The sequence below is a fragment of the Sorangium sp. So ce385 genome (assembly GCF_051474135.1).
In the GTDB taxonomy this organism is placed as follows: Bacteria; Myxococcota_A; Polyangia; order Polyangiales; family Polyangiaceae; genus Sorangium; species Sorangium cellulosum_D.
In genome coordinates, this window is sequence record NZ_CP150337.1 from 3233352 (window position 1) to 3248888 (window position 15537).

A 15537-nucleotide genomic window follows, 5' to 3' on the forward strand; every position below is an offset into this window, starting at 1 on the left:
GGTCACTCCTCCTCCGTGCGCTCGGCGAGCGCGCGCGACGTCGCGACGGCCTTCACGATGGCCGGCAGGGTGCGCTCGCCCACCGGCAGCGCGTTGATCACGCCCTCGACCTGGCAGTCGTCCGGCCTGAGCTCTTCATCGTCGGTGCTGTAGGTGACGAGGTGCCGCGTCAGGCACGCGGCGAACTCCTCCCGTTGCGCCATCACGCCGATGAACTCGACCGCGTTCGGGTAGCTCTCGTACAGCCCGAGGAGCCCGTTCATCTCGATGTTCGAGTCGATGGGCTCTCCATCGAGCGTGTCTCGATAGCGACCCAGCGGATCGTAGTTCTCGAGCATCAGGCCGAACGGGTCGAACCCCCGGTGGCACACGCCGCAGGTGCTGTTCATCGCGCGCGCCTCGGCGCGCTCGCGCTCGGTCATGTCGGCCTTGAGCAGGTCCGCCACCGCCTGCGCGAGCTCCTCCGGCGGCGACGCGAGCTTCGGCAGGCAGAGCAGCGCGCCGCGGACGAACAGCCCCCGCGCGACCACGCTCGTGTTGTCCGTGCGCGAGAGCGTCGCGAGGACGCTCGCGTGCGTGAGCAGGCCGGCGCGCTGGGTTTCGGGCAGGGTGACCCGCGCGAACTCCTCCGCCGCGCCCGTGTGCTCCACGCCGTACACCTTGGCGAGCGGCTCGTTGACGAACGTCTCGCGCGACGTGAGCAGCTCGGTGACGTCCGCGCCGCGCTCCCAGAGGGTCTCGTCCACGAACAGCTCGGTCTCGTGGAACATGGCCGCCTGGAGCCCGGGACCGTATTCGGGGAACATCCCAGGATCCTTGATCGTGCCGAACAGGTTGCTGAGCCCCCACGCCGCGAGCAGCGTCGTGCTCAGGCTGCGCCGCGTCTCCGGCAGCGCGAGCAGCCGCTCCGTCTGCCGTGCGATCTCCTTCGGGTCGCGGAGGGCCCCGGAGTCGGCGGCGGCCATCAGCTCGGTGTCCGGCTGGCTGTCCGTGAGGAAGAACGAGAGCTCGCTGGCGAGCTCGTGCGGCGTCAGCCGCACGACGCCGTCGCTGTCCTTCTCGCCGAGCTCCGTCCGGTAGGAGAAGGAGGGCGACGCGAGGACGGCCTCGACGGCGAGCACCACGCCGCGCTCGTAGCTCTCCTCCTTCCCGAGCGCGAACACCTCCATCAGGTCCGCGAGCTCGGCCTCGCCGATCGGCCTCCGGAACGCCTGCGCCGCGAACCGAGCCAGGAAGTCGCGCGCGCACGCGTCATCCCCGTCCTGCGCGCAGCCCGTCACCTCCTGGAAGCGCCCCTTGAGGGTCTCCGCGGCGTAAGCGGCGCTGTCGAGCCGCCCGCGCACCAGCGATGTGCCGGCGACCAGCCCCTTCTTCATGAACGGCTTGGTCTTGTCGTCGGGCGCCAGATCGGCCCGCACGGCGGTGTCCCCGAGCACGGTGCGCACGGAGTTCGTGAACTGAAGATCGGTGAGCAGCACGACGCGGCGCCCGAGCCGCGGCGCGCACTGCGCCTCCGCGTCCGGGCGCCCGTCGTCGGGTCGCCCGCTGCTGCCGCCTGGTTCTTGTTCGCCGGAGTTGCTCCCGAGGGTGCCCGTACACGCCGCCGCCACGAGGGCCGAGGCGCACGCGGCGAGCCACGCCGCGCGGCGCCACGCGGCGCTCCGAGGCGAGCGCTCCCGGGCGACCTGCCCCTCCCCCGAAGCGGGGGGCGCCGCGCGCTTTATCCGATCCCAAATCCGAGGTCGATGCATGAACAAACCTCCCAATCTATCCCGCGGCGCGAACGCCCGTTCACTCGCCCATCGATCGAGACCAGCCTACGGCACGGGGCGAGGTGGACTTAACCGGTGCAGAAGGCAAGCCTCCCTCGACTGGACCCCATCCCGAAACCCCCATGCTCCACACCCTAGGATGCGAAGCCGCGCAACGACAAACCGTGTCGTCGCCGCAGCGAAGTGCCACCTCGCCGTCGGGCGAGGATCCTCCGGGGGCGAGCGCGCGGTGCTGCCGAGCGCTCTGCTCACTTCCGGACATGCTTAGTTTCAACTACACACGCTCATGAGTCAAACCAATTTGTCGCGATCGGGGCGTTTGACGAGGACGCCAAGTTTACGACAATACAGCAGTTTTCCGGCGTCCGCGGCGCGTGGAGGCGCCCAGCGCGACGCGTTAGGCTGTGCTCCTCCTGGAGCAGCACCGATTCGCGCGCCGGGGCCTCTGCGCCCGCGCAAGCTACGATGTCGGTGGACCGGCGCGGTCCGGCGGCGCGGCGCGCGGGGATCGCCTCGCAGAGAGGCGATCGCGCGCCGTCGCCTCACGGCAAGAGGTCGCCGATCGCCGCGTACCAGACGTTGGCCATGCGCGCGTAGCCGGCCTGGTTCGGGTGTACCATGTCCGGGAGCTCCGACAGCGGAAACCCGGAGTGCTGGTCCACCAGCACCACGTGCTTCCCTGCGGACGCCCGGGCCTCGACGATATCCTCCAACGCATCGTTGTAGGCGACCGCCTTGGGATCGGCGAAGCTGATCGGGATGATCTTCGCCACGACCACGAGCGTGTCGGGAGCCGCGGTGAAGATCTTGTCCAGGAGCGCTCCCAGGCGCTGCGGCGCGTTGGCGAGGTCATCGTTCTGGGTCACGTCGTTGGTCCCCACCATGAGCAGCACGATGTGCGGGCCGCTCGAGAACGCGGGCGTCGGCACGAGCCCACCGATCTGGCTGATCCGCCAGCCGCTGTGCCCCTCGTGGGCCCGCGGAAACGCGACGCCGTCGACCATCGCCGGCCCGTTCATCAGCGAGCCGACGAACGTGATGTTCTTGCCCGCGGCGCGCGCCTTCTTGAACAGCTCGATCCGATAGCCGCCGCCGCCTTGCACCCCCCCGATCCCGTCCGTGATGGAGTCGCCGAGCGGCAGGATCTTGCAAGGCTCTCCGTTCGTCGGGCACGGCGTGAACCCGGCCGCGCCGCCCGCGCCGCCCGCGCCGCCTTCGCCCCCCGCGCCGCCTCCGCCCTGGGCGCCCGTGCTGGCATCGCCGCCGCCGTCCGAGCCCCCGGCGCCGCCCGCGTTGTCTCCGCCGCCGCCGCTCGCGCTGGTCGCGCCGCCGCCCGTCGTGCTCGCGCTCGCGCTGGTCGTGCTGCCGCTCGTCGTATCCCCGCTGCTCACGCTCGAGGCAGCGCCCCCGCCGGTCCCGGAGCCGGTCGACGTCGTGTCGCCCGGCTCATCGGAGCACCCGCCGAGCAGCGCCACCAGGGCGACGGCCGCCGCCCTGGCGGCCCACGTCGAACGGCGCGGCCTGCGGTGCTCCGCATCGCTCCGTTCGTGCGATCCATGCCGCGGGTACTGCATTTCAACCCGATTCATTGCATTCCTCCATGACGCGCACGCTGAATGGCAGAGCCGGGAGTGAACCCGATGCGCTCGCGGGCCCCAGGTGAGACCTCGCGCGCAGCTCGAGCTCACGCGGTCTTCGCGGAGCGTCGACCCGCGGCCCCGCGGCGCCCAGGTCCTTGCGCACGGCGCCGCCGCGCGGCGACCGCGCCCAGCGCCATCAACGCGGCGAGCGCCCCCGCGGGGGAGCTGGACCCCGAGCTGACCCGGAACGCGCACCCGGCCTCGTCGTGGCTGCCGCCATCAGCGGGGGCGGCGCCGGCGCCCCCCGTGCCGCTGCCCACCGTTGCTCCGGTGCTGGTGGTCGCTGCGCCGCTGACGCTCCCACCCTCGCCCGAGCCGCCGGTGCCCGTGGCTCCTCCTTCACCCGTGCTTGGAGCGCCCCCGCCGCCCCCGACGCCGGTGGGCTCCGGATCCGGGGCGTCGAGCGGCGTGAATTTCCACCAGTTGAAATTGAACAGGGGACCGTTTCCGCCGGTGAACTTCAGGAACAGATCGTGTATCCCCGTCGCGCCGTCGACCGCGCACGACGTGGTCACCCAGGTCTGGGCGCCGCCGGTACCCTGAACCGTGCAGGTCCCGACCAGCGTGCCGGTCGGGCTGTCGAGGCGCAGCTCGATGCTGCCGCCGCCGGTCGCCGAGGCCACCCTCGCGTCGAAGGACACCGCGCCGGTGCCAAAGTCGACGCCCTTCACCTTGATGTAGTCCCCGTTGTCGATCGAGGTGACGTTCACGCCGCCCTCGCTGCATTTCTCGGTCTCGACACCGGACTCCCAGGCGATGGTCTCAGCCTCCGTCATGACATACGGATTCAGGTTCCCGACGCCGGGCGGGCCCTCCTTGGTCATCCTGATCGTCGGGAATGTACCGTCGGCGTTGAACGTGAATTGCTCCACGGCCGCCGATCGGTGGAAGCCTCCGCCGCCCGGCAGGGCACCGTTGTGATAGAAGAAGTAGGAGTTCCCCTTGAAATCGATGACGCCCGCGTGGTTGGTGAAGCTGCTGCCCTCCGTGGGCATGATGACCCCGCGGTACGTCCACGGGCCGGTGGGGCTGGTGCTCGTGGAATAGGCGATGTATTCGGGGATGGGGCCAGCCGCATACACGAGGTAGTACAGCCCGTCGCGCTTGTAGAGCCATGGGCCTTCTTCGTACTTGGTCGTATGACGACCATCATTTTCCCCGGTGCGCTGCCCGAAGCTCGTCGCCGTCATGGGCACGTGAACGACGCCTCCCTGGTAGGAGATCATGTCCTCGTTCAGCTTGACGTAACACGAGCTCGGGTTCCCCCAGTACAGATAGGCCTGGCCGTCGTCGTCGATGAGCACCGTCGGATCGATGTCGCCGCAATCGGCCGCGACGAGCGGCTTTCCCAGGGCGTCCTTGAACGGACCGGTAGGGCTGTCCGACACGGCCACGCCGATGGTCATCCTGTTGAGCGAGCGGCTCGTCACGGGCACGTAGTAGTAGAACTTCCCGTTCCTGTGGACGGCCTGGCCTGCCCACGCGTCCCCCTTTGCCCAGCTGAAATCGCTGAATTTCAGCGGTGAGCCGTGGTCCGTCCAGTTCACCATGTCCTTGGAGGAGTACACCCTCCATTCGTTCATCCCGAACCAGTCCGTGGCGCTGTCCTCGTCATGACCGGTGTAGAGGTACACCGTGTCATCGTGGACCATGGGAGCGGGATCGGGGGTATAGATGGTCTGAACGATGGGGTTGTCCGCCAGGGAGACGGACGGGAATGCAGCCACGCCGCAAAGTATCGATGCCGCCGTGAGGGCCTTACGTTGGAGGAGCGTCGTGTTCGTTGCCATTCTCGGATCCTTGCTGGTCTCCTGAAGCTTCGTCAGGGTTCGTCGATGTCGTAGGCGGCTCGGCCCTGAATCACCGGACGGCGTGGCGGCAGGTCATCATGAGCTCGTCAGCGCTCGCGTCCGACACCACCGCGCGAACGGAGTCGGTGCCGAGCTCGGTCGAATGACGAGGGGTCGGGCGCGGACGACCCATCCCTGGGGAAGCAGAAGGATACTTCTCCTGGCCAATGTGAACGCTAACATGGCCGTAGTCAACACAGATCGACCGGCCAGCGGGTCGTCGTCCGGCCCGGGGGCGGACGAGGCTGGCGGGGCTCCTCCGGCCCGCGGCATCGAGCGGAGCGGGCGCGAGGCGCCGCGGGATATCGAGGGCGGGCAGGACCTCCAGCCCTCGATCTACCCGCTACCCGAGCACACGAGGTGTGCGTTCGCGGCCCCAGCTGCGGAGAAATCCAGGCGCACTGTCGAGTGCGGCAGCATGATGAAATGGATGAAGCCCCAGCTGCGGAGAAATCCAGGCGCACTGTCGAGTGCGGCAGCATGGATGAAATGGATGAATATAGATGAAGCCAGCGCCCGCGCTTCGTGACGCGGCGCTCCGGAAGAGCCCGGTCAATCATCTCACTTCAGTTTCGAGGAAGACGTAGCGTGGTCGATCTGGATTGACATCGTCTCTGTTAGCGTTAACATGAGAACCCATTCGTATCTCTTGCTTCGCTCCGGAGGGGTGGCCATACGCGTCGAGAGCTTCGTCAGCCGATCGATCTCGGCGCAGGTTCCGCACGCTCGGTTGTCGCGTGCGCGAGCCACGGTGAGCTCGCGGACGCCGCAGTCGCGGGTCAGCAGCGCTGGGCGCGGGGTCTCGACGACGACCCGCGCGCGTGTCGGTTCGCGAGCAACCGCTCGACGCGCTGCACATCGACCGACATGACCCGCATCGACGACCTCAGGCGGATCACGGCCTGAGAAACCCGTCGAGACGGTCATGCGGCGAGCCGCGGTGCTGCGCCGGGCCGCTCACGACCCCGGCGTGGCCATTCGAACGAGGCGCGATGTCGACGAGACGACGTTTGGCATTCCCACCTACAATACCGGCGCGCTCGCCGGACTGGTGCAAAATGAGAATTTTTCCACTCGTGGTCCCTGCATTCATGCTCCTCGTCGCCTGCGGCTCCGATGCCGACCCGCCTTCGGGCGACCAGGCCACCTCCAGCGCCAGCTCGACCGGCGTCGGGGGGGCCGGCGGCGGCGCCGCGACGAGCGCCAGCACGAGCGCCTCCAGCAGCGCGAGCTCCGCGAGCTCCAGCGGCAGCGGGGGAGACGGCGGCGGCGGCGGAGCCGGCGGCAATGGGGGAGCCGGCGGCAGCGGCGGCGAAGACCTGCTCGCGGCGGCCGCCAGCATCGACGGCTTCCGCTGGGAGATCCCCTGCGACCAGGACCCCGGCAACCGCGACGAGTGCGCGACGTCCACGCGGGTCGACGAGAAGAGGACGTTCGGCGGCTCGCCCGACACGGTCTACCAGGTGACCGTCCGGCTCCGGGGCGTGGTCGAGCCGGAGACGTATCGGGGCGGCACGCCCGACGGCATGCACTTCCGCGTGGGCGGCACGCCCGACAACCCGACGTACAACAGGTACAGCTTCTCGGTGTCCGACCCGCCCGAGGTCTACTACCTCAACGACAACCCCACCGTGGGGCACGACGTGTTCATCATCGACCACACGAAGACCATCCCGATCCGCGGCGGAGCCACCGTGTCCTTCCTGGGCGACGATCCGAATCGTACCATGATCGCCAACTTCAAGCATCTGGTCGTGGACGGCGTGCCGCCGGCGCCCGAGCCGTTCATCGGCCAGTTCATCCAGCTCGACGTGCAATCGGTCGAGCTGGCGCAGCCGTGACCTCGCGCCGCGGCGCAGCCGTGACCGCGCGCCGCGGCGCTCGCGCCCGACCGCCTTGAGGAGCGACGTTATCCTCGAGGAGTGACGTTAGATCGATGCATCCATGCGTCGAAGCATCCGGTTTTACTCTGCAACCTTACTCGCTTAAGCACAGGAGAACCTTATGAGAATGCGACTCGAACGATGGCCCCTGCTGACCGCCCTCGCGCTCGTCGCGTGCGGTCCCGTCGATCAGCTCGACGAAGCCGAGTTCGATTTCGGCGACGCAGCCGAGAGCGTCACCATCGACACCGCGGCGACCTACACGATCACCGGCGTGCAGAGCGGAAAGTGCGTCGAGGTGGCCGGAGGCAGCACCGCTGACGGAGCGGGCCTGCAGATCGCGACCTGCAACGGCTCGGCGCGGCAACAGTTCCGCATGGAATCGGCGGGCGGCGGCTACTACCGCATCCGCAACGTGGGCAGCGACCGCTGCATGGATGTCACGAGCGCCTCGACCACCGACGGCGCCCGCGTCCAGCAATACGCCTGCTGGACCGGGGAGAACCAGCAGTGGTCGTTCACGGACGTCACCGGCGGCGCCGTGCGCCTCACGGCGCGCCACAGCGGCAAGTCCCTGGACGTCTACGGCCGCGGCACCGCGGACGGCACCGCCGTGATCCAGTGGGCGTCGAACGGCGGGACCAACCAGCAATTCCGACTCGCGCCCGTGACCTCGGGCGGAACGGGGACCGGCGGCGGGGGCGGCAAGTTCGTCGGCAACATCACGACCGGCGGGCAGGTGCGATCGGATCTGGCCCGGTACTGGAACCAGCTCTCCCCGGAGAACGAGGGCAAGTGGGGCTCCGTCGAGGGCCAGCGGAACGTCATGAACTGGTCCGGCATGGACCGGGTCCGGGATTACGCGCGCCTGAACAACATTCCGTACAAGGGCCACACCCTGATCTGGGGTGCCCAGCAGCCGGGCTGGCTCGCCGGTCTGTCGCAGAGCGAGCAGCGCGCGGAGGTGGAGGAGTGGATCCGAGCGTTCTGCCAGCGCTACCCGGACGTCGCCATCATCGACGTCGTGAACGAGCCGCCCCCGCACACCACGCCGGTGTACATGAACGCCCTCGGCGGCGCGGGAGCGAGCGGGTACGACTGGATCGTTCAGGCGTTCAAGTGGGCGCGGCAGTACTGTCCGAACGCCAAGCTGCTGCTCAACGACTACAACAACATCGAGTACAGCGGCGACAACCAGAACACCATCAACATCGTCAATCGGATCCGGGCGGCAGGGGCGCCCATCGACGGCATCGGAGCGCAGGCCCACGCCGCGTTCTCGATGCCGACCAGCACCGTGAAGACCTTCCTCGACCGGCTCGCCGGCACCGGCCTGCCGGTCTACATCACCGAGTACGACATCAACCTGGCGAACGACGCGCAGCAGCTCAGCGTGATGCAGAGCCAGTTCCCCATGTTCTACGACCATCCGAGCGTGAAGGGCATCACGCTGTGGGGCTACATCAGCGGCCAGACGTGGCTCTCCAACTCGGGGCTCATGAGCAGCGGCGGCCAGATGCGGCCCGCCATGTCCTGGCTGATGGGCTACCTGGGGCGCTGACCGCGCCGACGCGCGCGTCCCCGACAGCCGCGCGCCCGGAGATCGCCGCGCAGGCTCGTCCTCACGGCGCAGGTTCGACGGAGCCTGCCCGTGAGCCCGAGCCCGCGCGGCCCATCCCGGGCGCCTCATGCGTCTTATTTACCGCTTCAGCTCCCGGTGAGCACAGGAGATGATGATGAGAGTCGTACTTCAACTATCTTTGCTGTCCACGATGGTCGTCGCCGCAACCGCGTGCGGTCCCGCCGAGCAGCTCGACGAAGCCGAGTTCGACTTCGGCGACGCGGCCGAGAGCGTCACCATCGACACCGCGGCGACCTACACGATCACCGGCGTACAGAGCGGAAAATGCGTCGAGGTGGCCGGAGGCAGCACCGCTGACGGAGCGGGCCTGCAGATCGCGACCTGCAACGGCTCGGCGCGGCAACAGTTCCGCATGGAATCGGCGGGCGGCGGCTACTACCGCATCCGCAACGTGGGCAGCGACCGCTGCATGGACGTCACGGGCGCCTCGACCACCGACGGCGCCCGCGTCCAGCAATACTCCTGCTGGACCGGGGAGAACCAGCAGTGGTCGTTCACGGACGTCACCGGCGGCGCCGTGCGCCTCACGGCGCGCCACAGCGGCAAGTCCCTGGACGTCTACGGCCGCGGCACCGCGGACGGCACCGCCGTGATCCAGTGGGCGTCGAACGGCGGGACCAACCAGCAATTCCGGCTCGCGCCCGTGACCTCGGGCGGAGGGACGGGGGGCTCCGACGGCGGGGGCTGCGGCTTGCCCACCTCCTTCCGCTGGCAGTCGAGCGGCATCCTGGTGAGCCCGAAGTCTGACTCCACGCACAATATCGTGTCCATCAAGGACCCGACGGTCGTCTTCCATAACCAGCGCTACAACATCTATGCCACCACGGCGAACACCGCCGGCAACTGGCAGATGACTCACCTGAACTTCACCGATTGGCCCCAGGCCGCCTCCGCGTCGCAGTACTATATGGATCGCACGCCTGGGTTCAGCGGCTATCGGTGCGCGCCGCAGATCTTCTTCTTCAGGCCGCAGAACAAGTGGTACCTCATCTATCAATCGCAGCCGCCGCAGTTCTCCACGACCGACGACCCGAGCCGCCCGGAGACGTGGAGCAGACCCCAGAACTTCTTCTCGTCCACGCCCTCTGGCATGCCCAGCCTGCCCATCGATTACTGGGTGATCTGCGACAGCGCCAACTGCTATCTCTTCTTCACCGGCGACGACGGTAAGATGTACCGCAGCCAGACGGCCCTGCGCAATTTCCCGAGCGGGTTCGGCCCGGTCTCGGTCGCCCTTCAGGACTCGAATCGCAACAATCTGTTCGAGGGGAGCTCCACGTACAAGATCAAGGGCATGGACAAGTACTTGACGCTCATCGAGGCCATCGGCCCGACGGGCGCCAGGTTCTACCGCTCGTTCACCGCGGATCGCCTCGACGGCGCGTGGACCCCGCTCGCGCATACCTGGAACGCGCCGTTCGCAGGCCAGAACAACGTCACCTACGCGTCGGGCGTGGCCGACTGGAGCGACGACGTCAGCCATGGCGAGCTGCTCCGCGACGGCAACGACGAGACCGCGACGATCGACACCTGCAATCTCCAGTTCCTGTATCAGGGGCGCGATCCGAGGTCGGGCGGCGAATACTCGCAGCTCCCGTATCGCCTCGGTTTGCTGAAGGCGGTGCGCTAGAGCGCCGATCAGCCTGAAACGCTCGAGAAGGAAGGGATTGGAACCACGGGGGCGCAGAGGGCACAGAGGGATGAAGAAAAGATCCTGATCTCTCCCTCTTCTCTCTTCCTCTGTGTCCTCTGTGCCCCTGTGGTTCAACCGCGGCGCGCCAAGCGACCCGGGCCGCGACCCCACGCCGGTGAGGTTCGCGTCCGGGTCGCCGGGTCTGGGCTCCGCCCGACGAGGCCTCAGCTCAGAACTGCGTGAAGAAGTCCCAGACCTCGCGAGGGTTCCAGGTCGTCGACTGGCCTCTGTCCTTCGGCGAGGGGGTGTGATCCCCGTCGAACGCACACCAGCGCGTGGGGTGTCCGCTCGAGCAGCCGGTGTACGAAACGCAGGTGTGCGTGCCGCTGCCCCTGGCCGGCTCGGGTGGATCCTGCGCCGTGCAGCCGTTGTTCTTGACGAACCTGTCGCGGATCTGCTCGCCCGAGGTGTAAGCGCAGGTCCCGTCGCTCACGCCGTGGGCGCCGTAGAACGCGAGGGGCATCGTCCCTCCGTCGCAACCGGCGAGGAAGTCGGCGCCCCCGTACACCGCGATGGCGCGGAGCAGGTCAGGTCGAGCACAGCCAAGCGCCTTGGTCATCCCGCCGCCATAGCTGAAGCCGTTCGCGAAGATCCGCGACTTGTCGACGCACAGGTCGGCCTCCACCTGCTCGAGGATGTCCTCGGTGAAGGTGACGTCCTCTCCGTTCGCGTTGCCCCAGCCAGCGTTCAGCCCGTCGGGCGCGATGAAGATGGTGCTGTCCTCGGCAAGGTCCCAGAGCCCGTAGAACGGGCTTTGCGTCGTGTAGCACCGGATCCCTTCTTTGGTGCAATCCACGACCTGCTCCGCGCTGCCCGTGTACCAGTGGTAGGCGATGACCAGCCGGTAAGGACGGTCCTTGTCGTAGCCGGCGGGGAGCCACAGGATGTACTTGCGGTCCTTGCCACCGCTGCGGATCGTGACGGTGCTCTTGTCCTTGAGCGTGGGCACCTTCCCGCAGCCTTCGCTCGGAACGACCCCGCCGCTCGAGCCCCCCGAGCCGCCGCTGCCGCCCGAGCCGCCGCTGCCGCCCGAGCCGCCGCTGCCGTCGCCGCCAGTGCCGCTGGCGACATCGCCGCCGCCGGACGTCGCTCCGCCCGAGCCCCCGTCGCCGGGGGCGCCTGCGCCAGCTGCCGTCGACCCTCCCGCGCCTGCGCTCCCGGGCGAGCCCGTGCCTGCAGACACGGCCGTACCCGATGCGTCGCCCGAATCGCCCGCTCCGCAGCCGGCGAGGAGCCAGCATAGCGCCAGCTCGGGCAACCGTGTTCTCGAATTCATCCGCGCTTCTCCGTTGTTCGATAGGTCGGACGCAGCCCGCCTCGGAATGAGACGGAGCTGGTCGCCGCGTGACCGGACGCCGCGAGCGGCGGGTCCAGCACCCGGGCTCGGCGCCTCCGAGGCGTGCGGGCCTCCTGCTCCCTCAGGCGATGATCGGGTCGACGAGCCCGCCTTCGAGGCTCTCGTCACCGAAATCGTCGAGCGGGCCTCCCTGGGCGTTCTTGCAGCCGACGGCCGCGCCGATCGTGTTCAGCAGCTTGTTGTTCGTGACCTTGACGTCGACGAACTGGCCGGTCTTCAGGTAGCCCGCGGCGCCGCCGGCGAGGATGTACGGGACCCTCCGGTACCCGTGGAACTTGTCGGCGTTGTCGTTGAGCCACACCGCCACGCCGTGGTCGAGGAGCGTCCCCGAGCCGAGCTCGTAGGACGAGAGCCTGTCGAGCAGGTACTTGAAGAGCCGCCCGTGGATCCGGTCGATCTGGTGGTGAAGCTCCTGAGCGCCCTCGATCGGCGGGCCCGAGGTGCCGTCGCTGTCGATGCGGTGGGAGATCTTGTGGTAGCTCTTCTGCCGGACGCCATGGATCGTGTACTCGGTCCCGTCGTTGCCGTCGCCCACCTGGAGCGTCGCCGCGCGCGTCACGCCGCACGCCATCGCGAGCGCGATGATGTCCATCTGCATGCGGGTGACGGTCTCCACGTTCTCGGATCTGCCGACGTTCGGCGAGATCGCATCCATCGCGGCGACCGCCTCCGCCGGGAGATTGCACGCGAGCGCGACCTCGAGGTCGCGGATGCTGTCGAAGTGGAGCTCAAGCCGCTCGCGATCGCTCTTGCTGAGGTCCTTCCGGCCCATGAGCGCCCGCATCTCCCCGCGCACCAGGTCGTTGACGCTGGCGCGGCGCTCGGTCAGCGCCTGCTGGGCCTCGGCGCCCACGTCGGCGAGCCCGAAGAGCTTCTTGTACGCGTTGGACGGGTTGCGCTCGGCGGCGCGCAGCTGCTTCGGCCCGCGGTACGAGAGCACCTCGTTGATGTAGCCGGACATCCTGCCGGCGTAGAGCGTCAGCGGCTCGACGCCGGGCGGGTTGAGCTCGGTCGCGATGCGGTTGTCGATCGACTCGCCCATCGCGAGCGACTCGTTGCCCGACGGCTGATCCGACACGCGCGCGGCCGTGAGGCACTGGTTGCCGCCGCCGGAGTGGCCGCACCCGTTGGCCTTGAACGCGAAATCCACGCCGCGAACCAGGATGAGCTGGCTCGCGTAGTCCTTGAGCTCGCTGACCGCGCGGTCGCTGTCCCGCTCCAGGGACGCCTTCGACAGCGGGCCCGTCTCGCTGGGCCAGAACATCTCGGGCTCGTCGCCGGCCGCCTGCGCCACGCCGTTCGCCTGGCGCATGAAGATCGCGAAGGGCGGCACGTCGCCCGTGCCGGCCGCGGCGCGCCGGGGCGCGAACGTCTCCAGGAACGGGAGCGCGACCGTGACGCCAAACAGGCCTCGAAGCACACGTCGTCGGGTGATCATTGCGCCTCCGCAGGAACACGGGTGAGGAAGGTGTCGGACGAGACGACCTGAAGGATGAGCTCCTTGGTGGAGGCGCCGCCGCGCGACGCCTCGCCGAGCTCCTTGATGGACTGCCGGTCCTTCGCGCCCGTGTTGCGGCCGTGCGCGAACTCGATCCAGCGCCGCGCGTAGCACGCGTGGGCCTCGTCGCTCTCGGCGAGGATCCGGCTGAACTCGATCGCGTCCGCGTAGCTCTTCAGCGCGCCGCCGAACCGGTAGGCGTCCGCGGCGTCGACCGGCACGCCGTTGTCGGTCGTGCGGTACTTGCCGATCGCGTCGTAATGCTCGAAGGCGAACCCGGCCGGGTTGATCCAGGTCCCGTGGCACGCCTCACCGCACGTGCCCTTGCCCGTGTGCGCCTCGACGCGCTCGCGGTTGGTCGCGTGCTCGCCCGGCGGCAGCCCCGTCGCGTCGTCGGGCGGCGGCGGCAGCGCGGCGCAGAGGATCCTGAGGTTCACGAAGACGCCGCGGTGGATCGAGTCCGGCTGCCGCGCCGTCGCCTTCGACGCGAGGAAGCCGAGGCGCGTGAGCAGCCCCGAGCGCTCCGCCCCGGCGAGCTCCACCTGCTCGAACTTGTCCGAGAACTCCCCCTCGATGCCGTAGACCGCCGCGAGGTGGTCGTTCACGAACGCGGTGCGCGAGGTGAGCAGGTCGGTGAGCCCACCCTCCTCGTCGAAGACAATGTGCTCCACGAACAGCTCCGCCTCGCGCTGCATGTCGTCCCCCATCTCGGGGACGAACTCGGGGTAGAGCGCCTGGTCCTTGTTGAGGTCGTGGTACTGCTCGTAATCGTAGAGCTGCCGGTGGAACGCGCCGATGACCTCGCGGGCGCGCGGGTCGTCGAGCATGCGCTCGGCGTAGGCGCGGACGGCCTCGGGGGTCGAGAGCTCACCCGCCTTCGCCGCCGCGAGGAGCTCGTCGGAGGGCATCGTGTTCCAGAAGAGGTACGAGAGCTTCGTCGCGATCTCGTGCCCGCTCAGCGGGATGAGCCCGCCCTTCGCCGGCCCGGCGCCGAGCTCGACCCGGTAAACGAAATGGGGTGATTGCAGAAACGCCTCGAGGGCAGCGCGCGCGCCGGCGGCGAACGGGTCTTCGCCCTCGAAGAGCTCCTTGCCCCGGTGGAACAGCGCGAGGTACGTGTCCCGCTCGCCGGCCGTGAGCGGGCGCCGGAACGCCCGCTCGCCGAACCGCTCGACGAACGCCTGCGCCCGCGCCTCCGGCTCGTCCGGCAGGTCCGCGGGCGCGATCCGATCGAGCTTGCCCGCGTCAGCGGTCACCATCGCCGCGAGCTCCTCGGCGGCGCGCTGGTAATCGCTCCAGAGCCCCGGGGTCACGAGGAGCGCGGCCTCGTTGTTGTCGAACACGCCTCCGAGCGGATCGGTCGTGAAGGACGCCGAGAGACCGGGCCTGTCGTCGAGCCGCAGGAGATCGCGCACCGTGTTCTCCCACTGCGCGTGGCTGAGCCGCGGGAACATGCTGCGCTCGGCGACCTGCGACGCCGCCGCGCCGCCCGGCGAGGCACCGTCGCCCTGATCCGGGTCGCCCAGGGAGCCCGTGCACCCGGCGAGGAGGAGCGCCGCAGCGCAGAGCCCCGCGCCGAGCGCCCGCCTCCAGCGCGGCCGGCCGGTGATTGAAAAAGACGGTGAGGTCATCATTGTCTCCTGAATAGGCTCTGACGAATGAGCAGCTCTTTCAGCGTGGCTAAGGGCGCAACCACCAGAGACCAGAAACGGCATCTCCTTCTGCGTCGTCGAGCGCGGCCTCGGCTTCCCCCGCAATGTCTGGCCAGCGGTCGATCGACGCCGAGTCCTTCGAGCCTGACCGGAGCTCGTGACCTCGCGCACGCGCGAAATCGCGAGAAACCGCGCGATCCCGGGGGGCGGCGCGACCGCGGGCAACCTGCGGTCACGCCGAGCCGCCGCTCGCGGCGCGCACCGCCGGGCGCACGGAGCCGGCGCCGGAATCGATCGGACGACGAAGTCCTCGGGTGCACGAAGGCCCACCGAGGCGAAGCAAAAGGATACCGCTTTGGCCGATTGTGAACGCTAACATGATCGGTGTCAACGCCAATCGACCGACGCGCCCGCTGTCCGCCGGCGGTGCCAAGTCGGATTTTTGGTGGGATCTCGACTTGCAAGTCCGTTACACTACGGACAACGCGCTTTCGGAGCAGCGCGCGAAGGGGCGAGCATGAGCCGCGACAGGAGCGAGAGCACGTCCGGA

9 protein-coding genes are annotated in these 15537 nt (G+C 68.8%); 3 read left to right on the forward strand and 6 right to left on the reverse strand.

The window, feature by feature from the left end; all coding sequences use genetic code 11:
* Positions 1-2: 2 nt before the first annotated feature.
* The 3 genes from WME83_RS12095 to WME83_RS12105 form a co-directional block, all read right to left on the reverse strand.
* Positions 3-1751, reverse strand: coding sequence for a DUF1592 domain-containing protein (locus WME83_RS12095; protein WP_437319430.1), 1749 nt, complete (start codon positions 1749-1751; stop codon positions 3-5).
* Positions 1752-2314: 563 nt separating this feature from the next.
* A complete protein-coding gene (locus WME83_RS12100; protein ID WP_437319431.1) occupies positions 2315-3361 on the reverse strand; it encodes an SGNH/GDSL hydrolase family protein in 1047 nt (348 codons plus the stop codon).
* A gap of 95 nt (positions 3362-3456) precedes the next feature.
* Positions 3457-5202, reverse strand: a complete 1746-nt coding sequence (locus WME83_RS12105; RefSeq protein WP_437319432.1) for a glycoside hydrolase family 43 protein — start codon at positions 5200-5202, stop codon at positions 3457-3459.
* A 1136-nt stretch (positions 5203-6338) separates the two neighbouring features.
* Here WME83_RS12105 and WME83_RS12110 point away from each other — a divergent pair.
* The 3 genes from WME83_RS12110 (at position 6339) to WME83_RS12120 (ending at position 10417) form a co-directional block, all read left to right on the forward strand.
* Positions 6339-7103: a hypothetical protein gene (locus WME83_RS12110; protein ID WP_437319433.1), complete on the forward strand. Its 765-nt coding sequence runs from the start codon at positions 6339-6341 to the stop codon at positions 7101-7103.
* Positions 7104-7266: 163 nt separating this feature from the next.
* Positions 7267-8706 carry an endo-1,4-beta-xylanase gene (locus WME83_RS12115; protein WP_437319434.1) on the forward strand — a complete coding sequence of 480 codons (1440 nt, stop codon included), beginning with the start codon at positions 7267-7269 and terminating at the stop codon, positions 8704-8706.
* Positions 8707-8917: 211 nt separating this feature from the next.
* The gene (locus WME83_RS12120; protein WP_437319435.1) at positions 8918-10417 is read left to right on the forward strand and encodes a non-reducing end alpha-L-arabinofuranosidase family hydrolase; all 1500 of its coding nucleotides are present in this window, start codon (positions 8918-8920) and stop codon (positions 10415-10417) included.
* A gap of 232 nt (positions 10418-10649) precedes the next feature.
* Here WME83_RS12120 and WME83_RS12125 read toward each other — a convergent pair whose 3' ends face one another.
* The 3 genes from WME83_RS12125 to WME83_RS12135 all read right to left on the reverse strand — a co-directional run bounded on the left by WME83_RS12125 (position 10650) and on the right by WME83_RS12135 (position 14969).
* Positions 10650-11663, reverse strand: coding sequence for an alpha/beta hydrolase family esterase (locus WME83_RS12125; RefSeq protein WP_437319436.1), 1014 nt, complete (start codon positions 11661-11663; stop codon positions 10650-10652).
* 235 nt (positions 11664-11898) lie between these two features.
* Entirely contained in the window at positions 11899-13257 is a 1359-nt protein-coding gene (locus WME83_RS12130; protein ID WP_437319437.1) for a DUF1552 domain-containing protein, read from the reverse strand.
* Between the two features lie 14 nt (positions 13258-13271).
* The gene (locus tag WME83_RS12135; RefSeq protein ID WP_437319438.1) at positions 13272-14969 is read right to left on the reverse strand and encodes a DUF1592 domain-containing protein; all 1698 of its coding nucleotides are present in this window, start codon (positions 14967-14969) and stop codon (positions 13272-13274) included.
* Positions 14970-15537 lie beyond the last annotated feature (568 nt).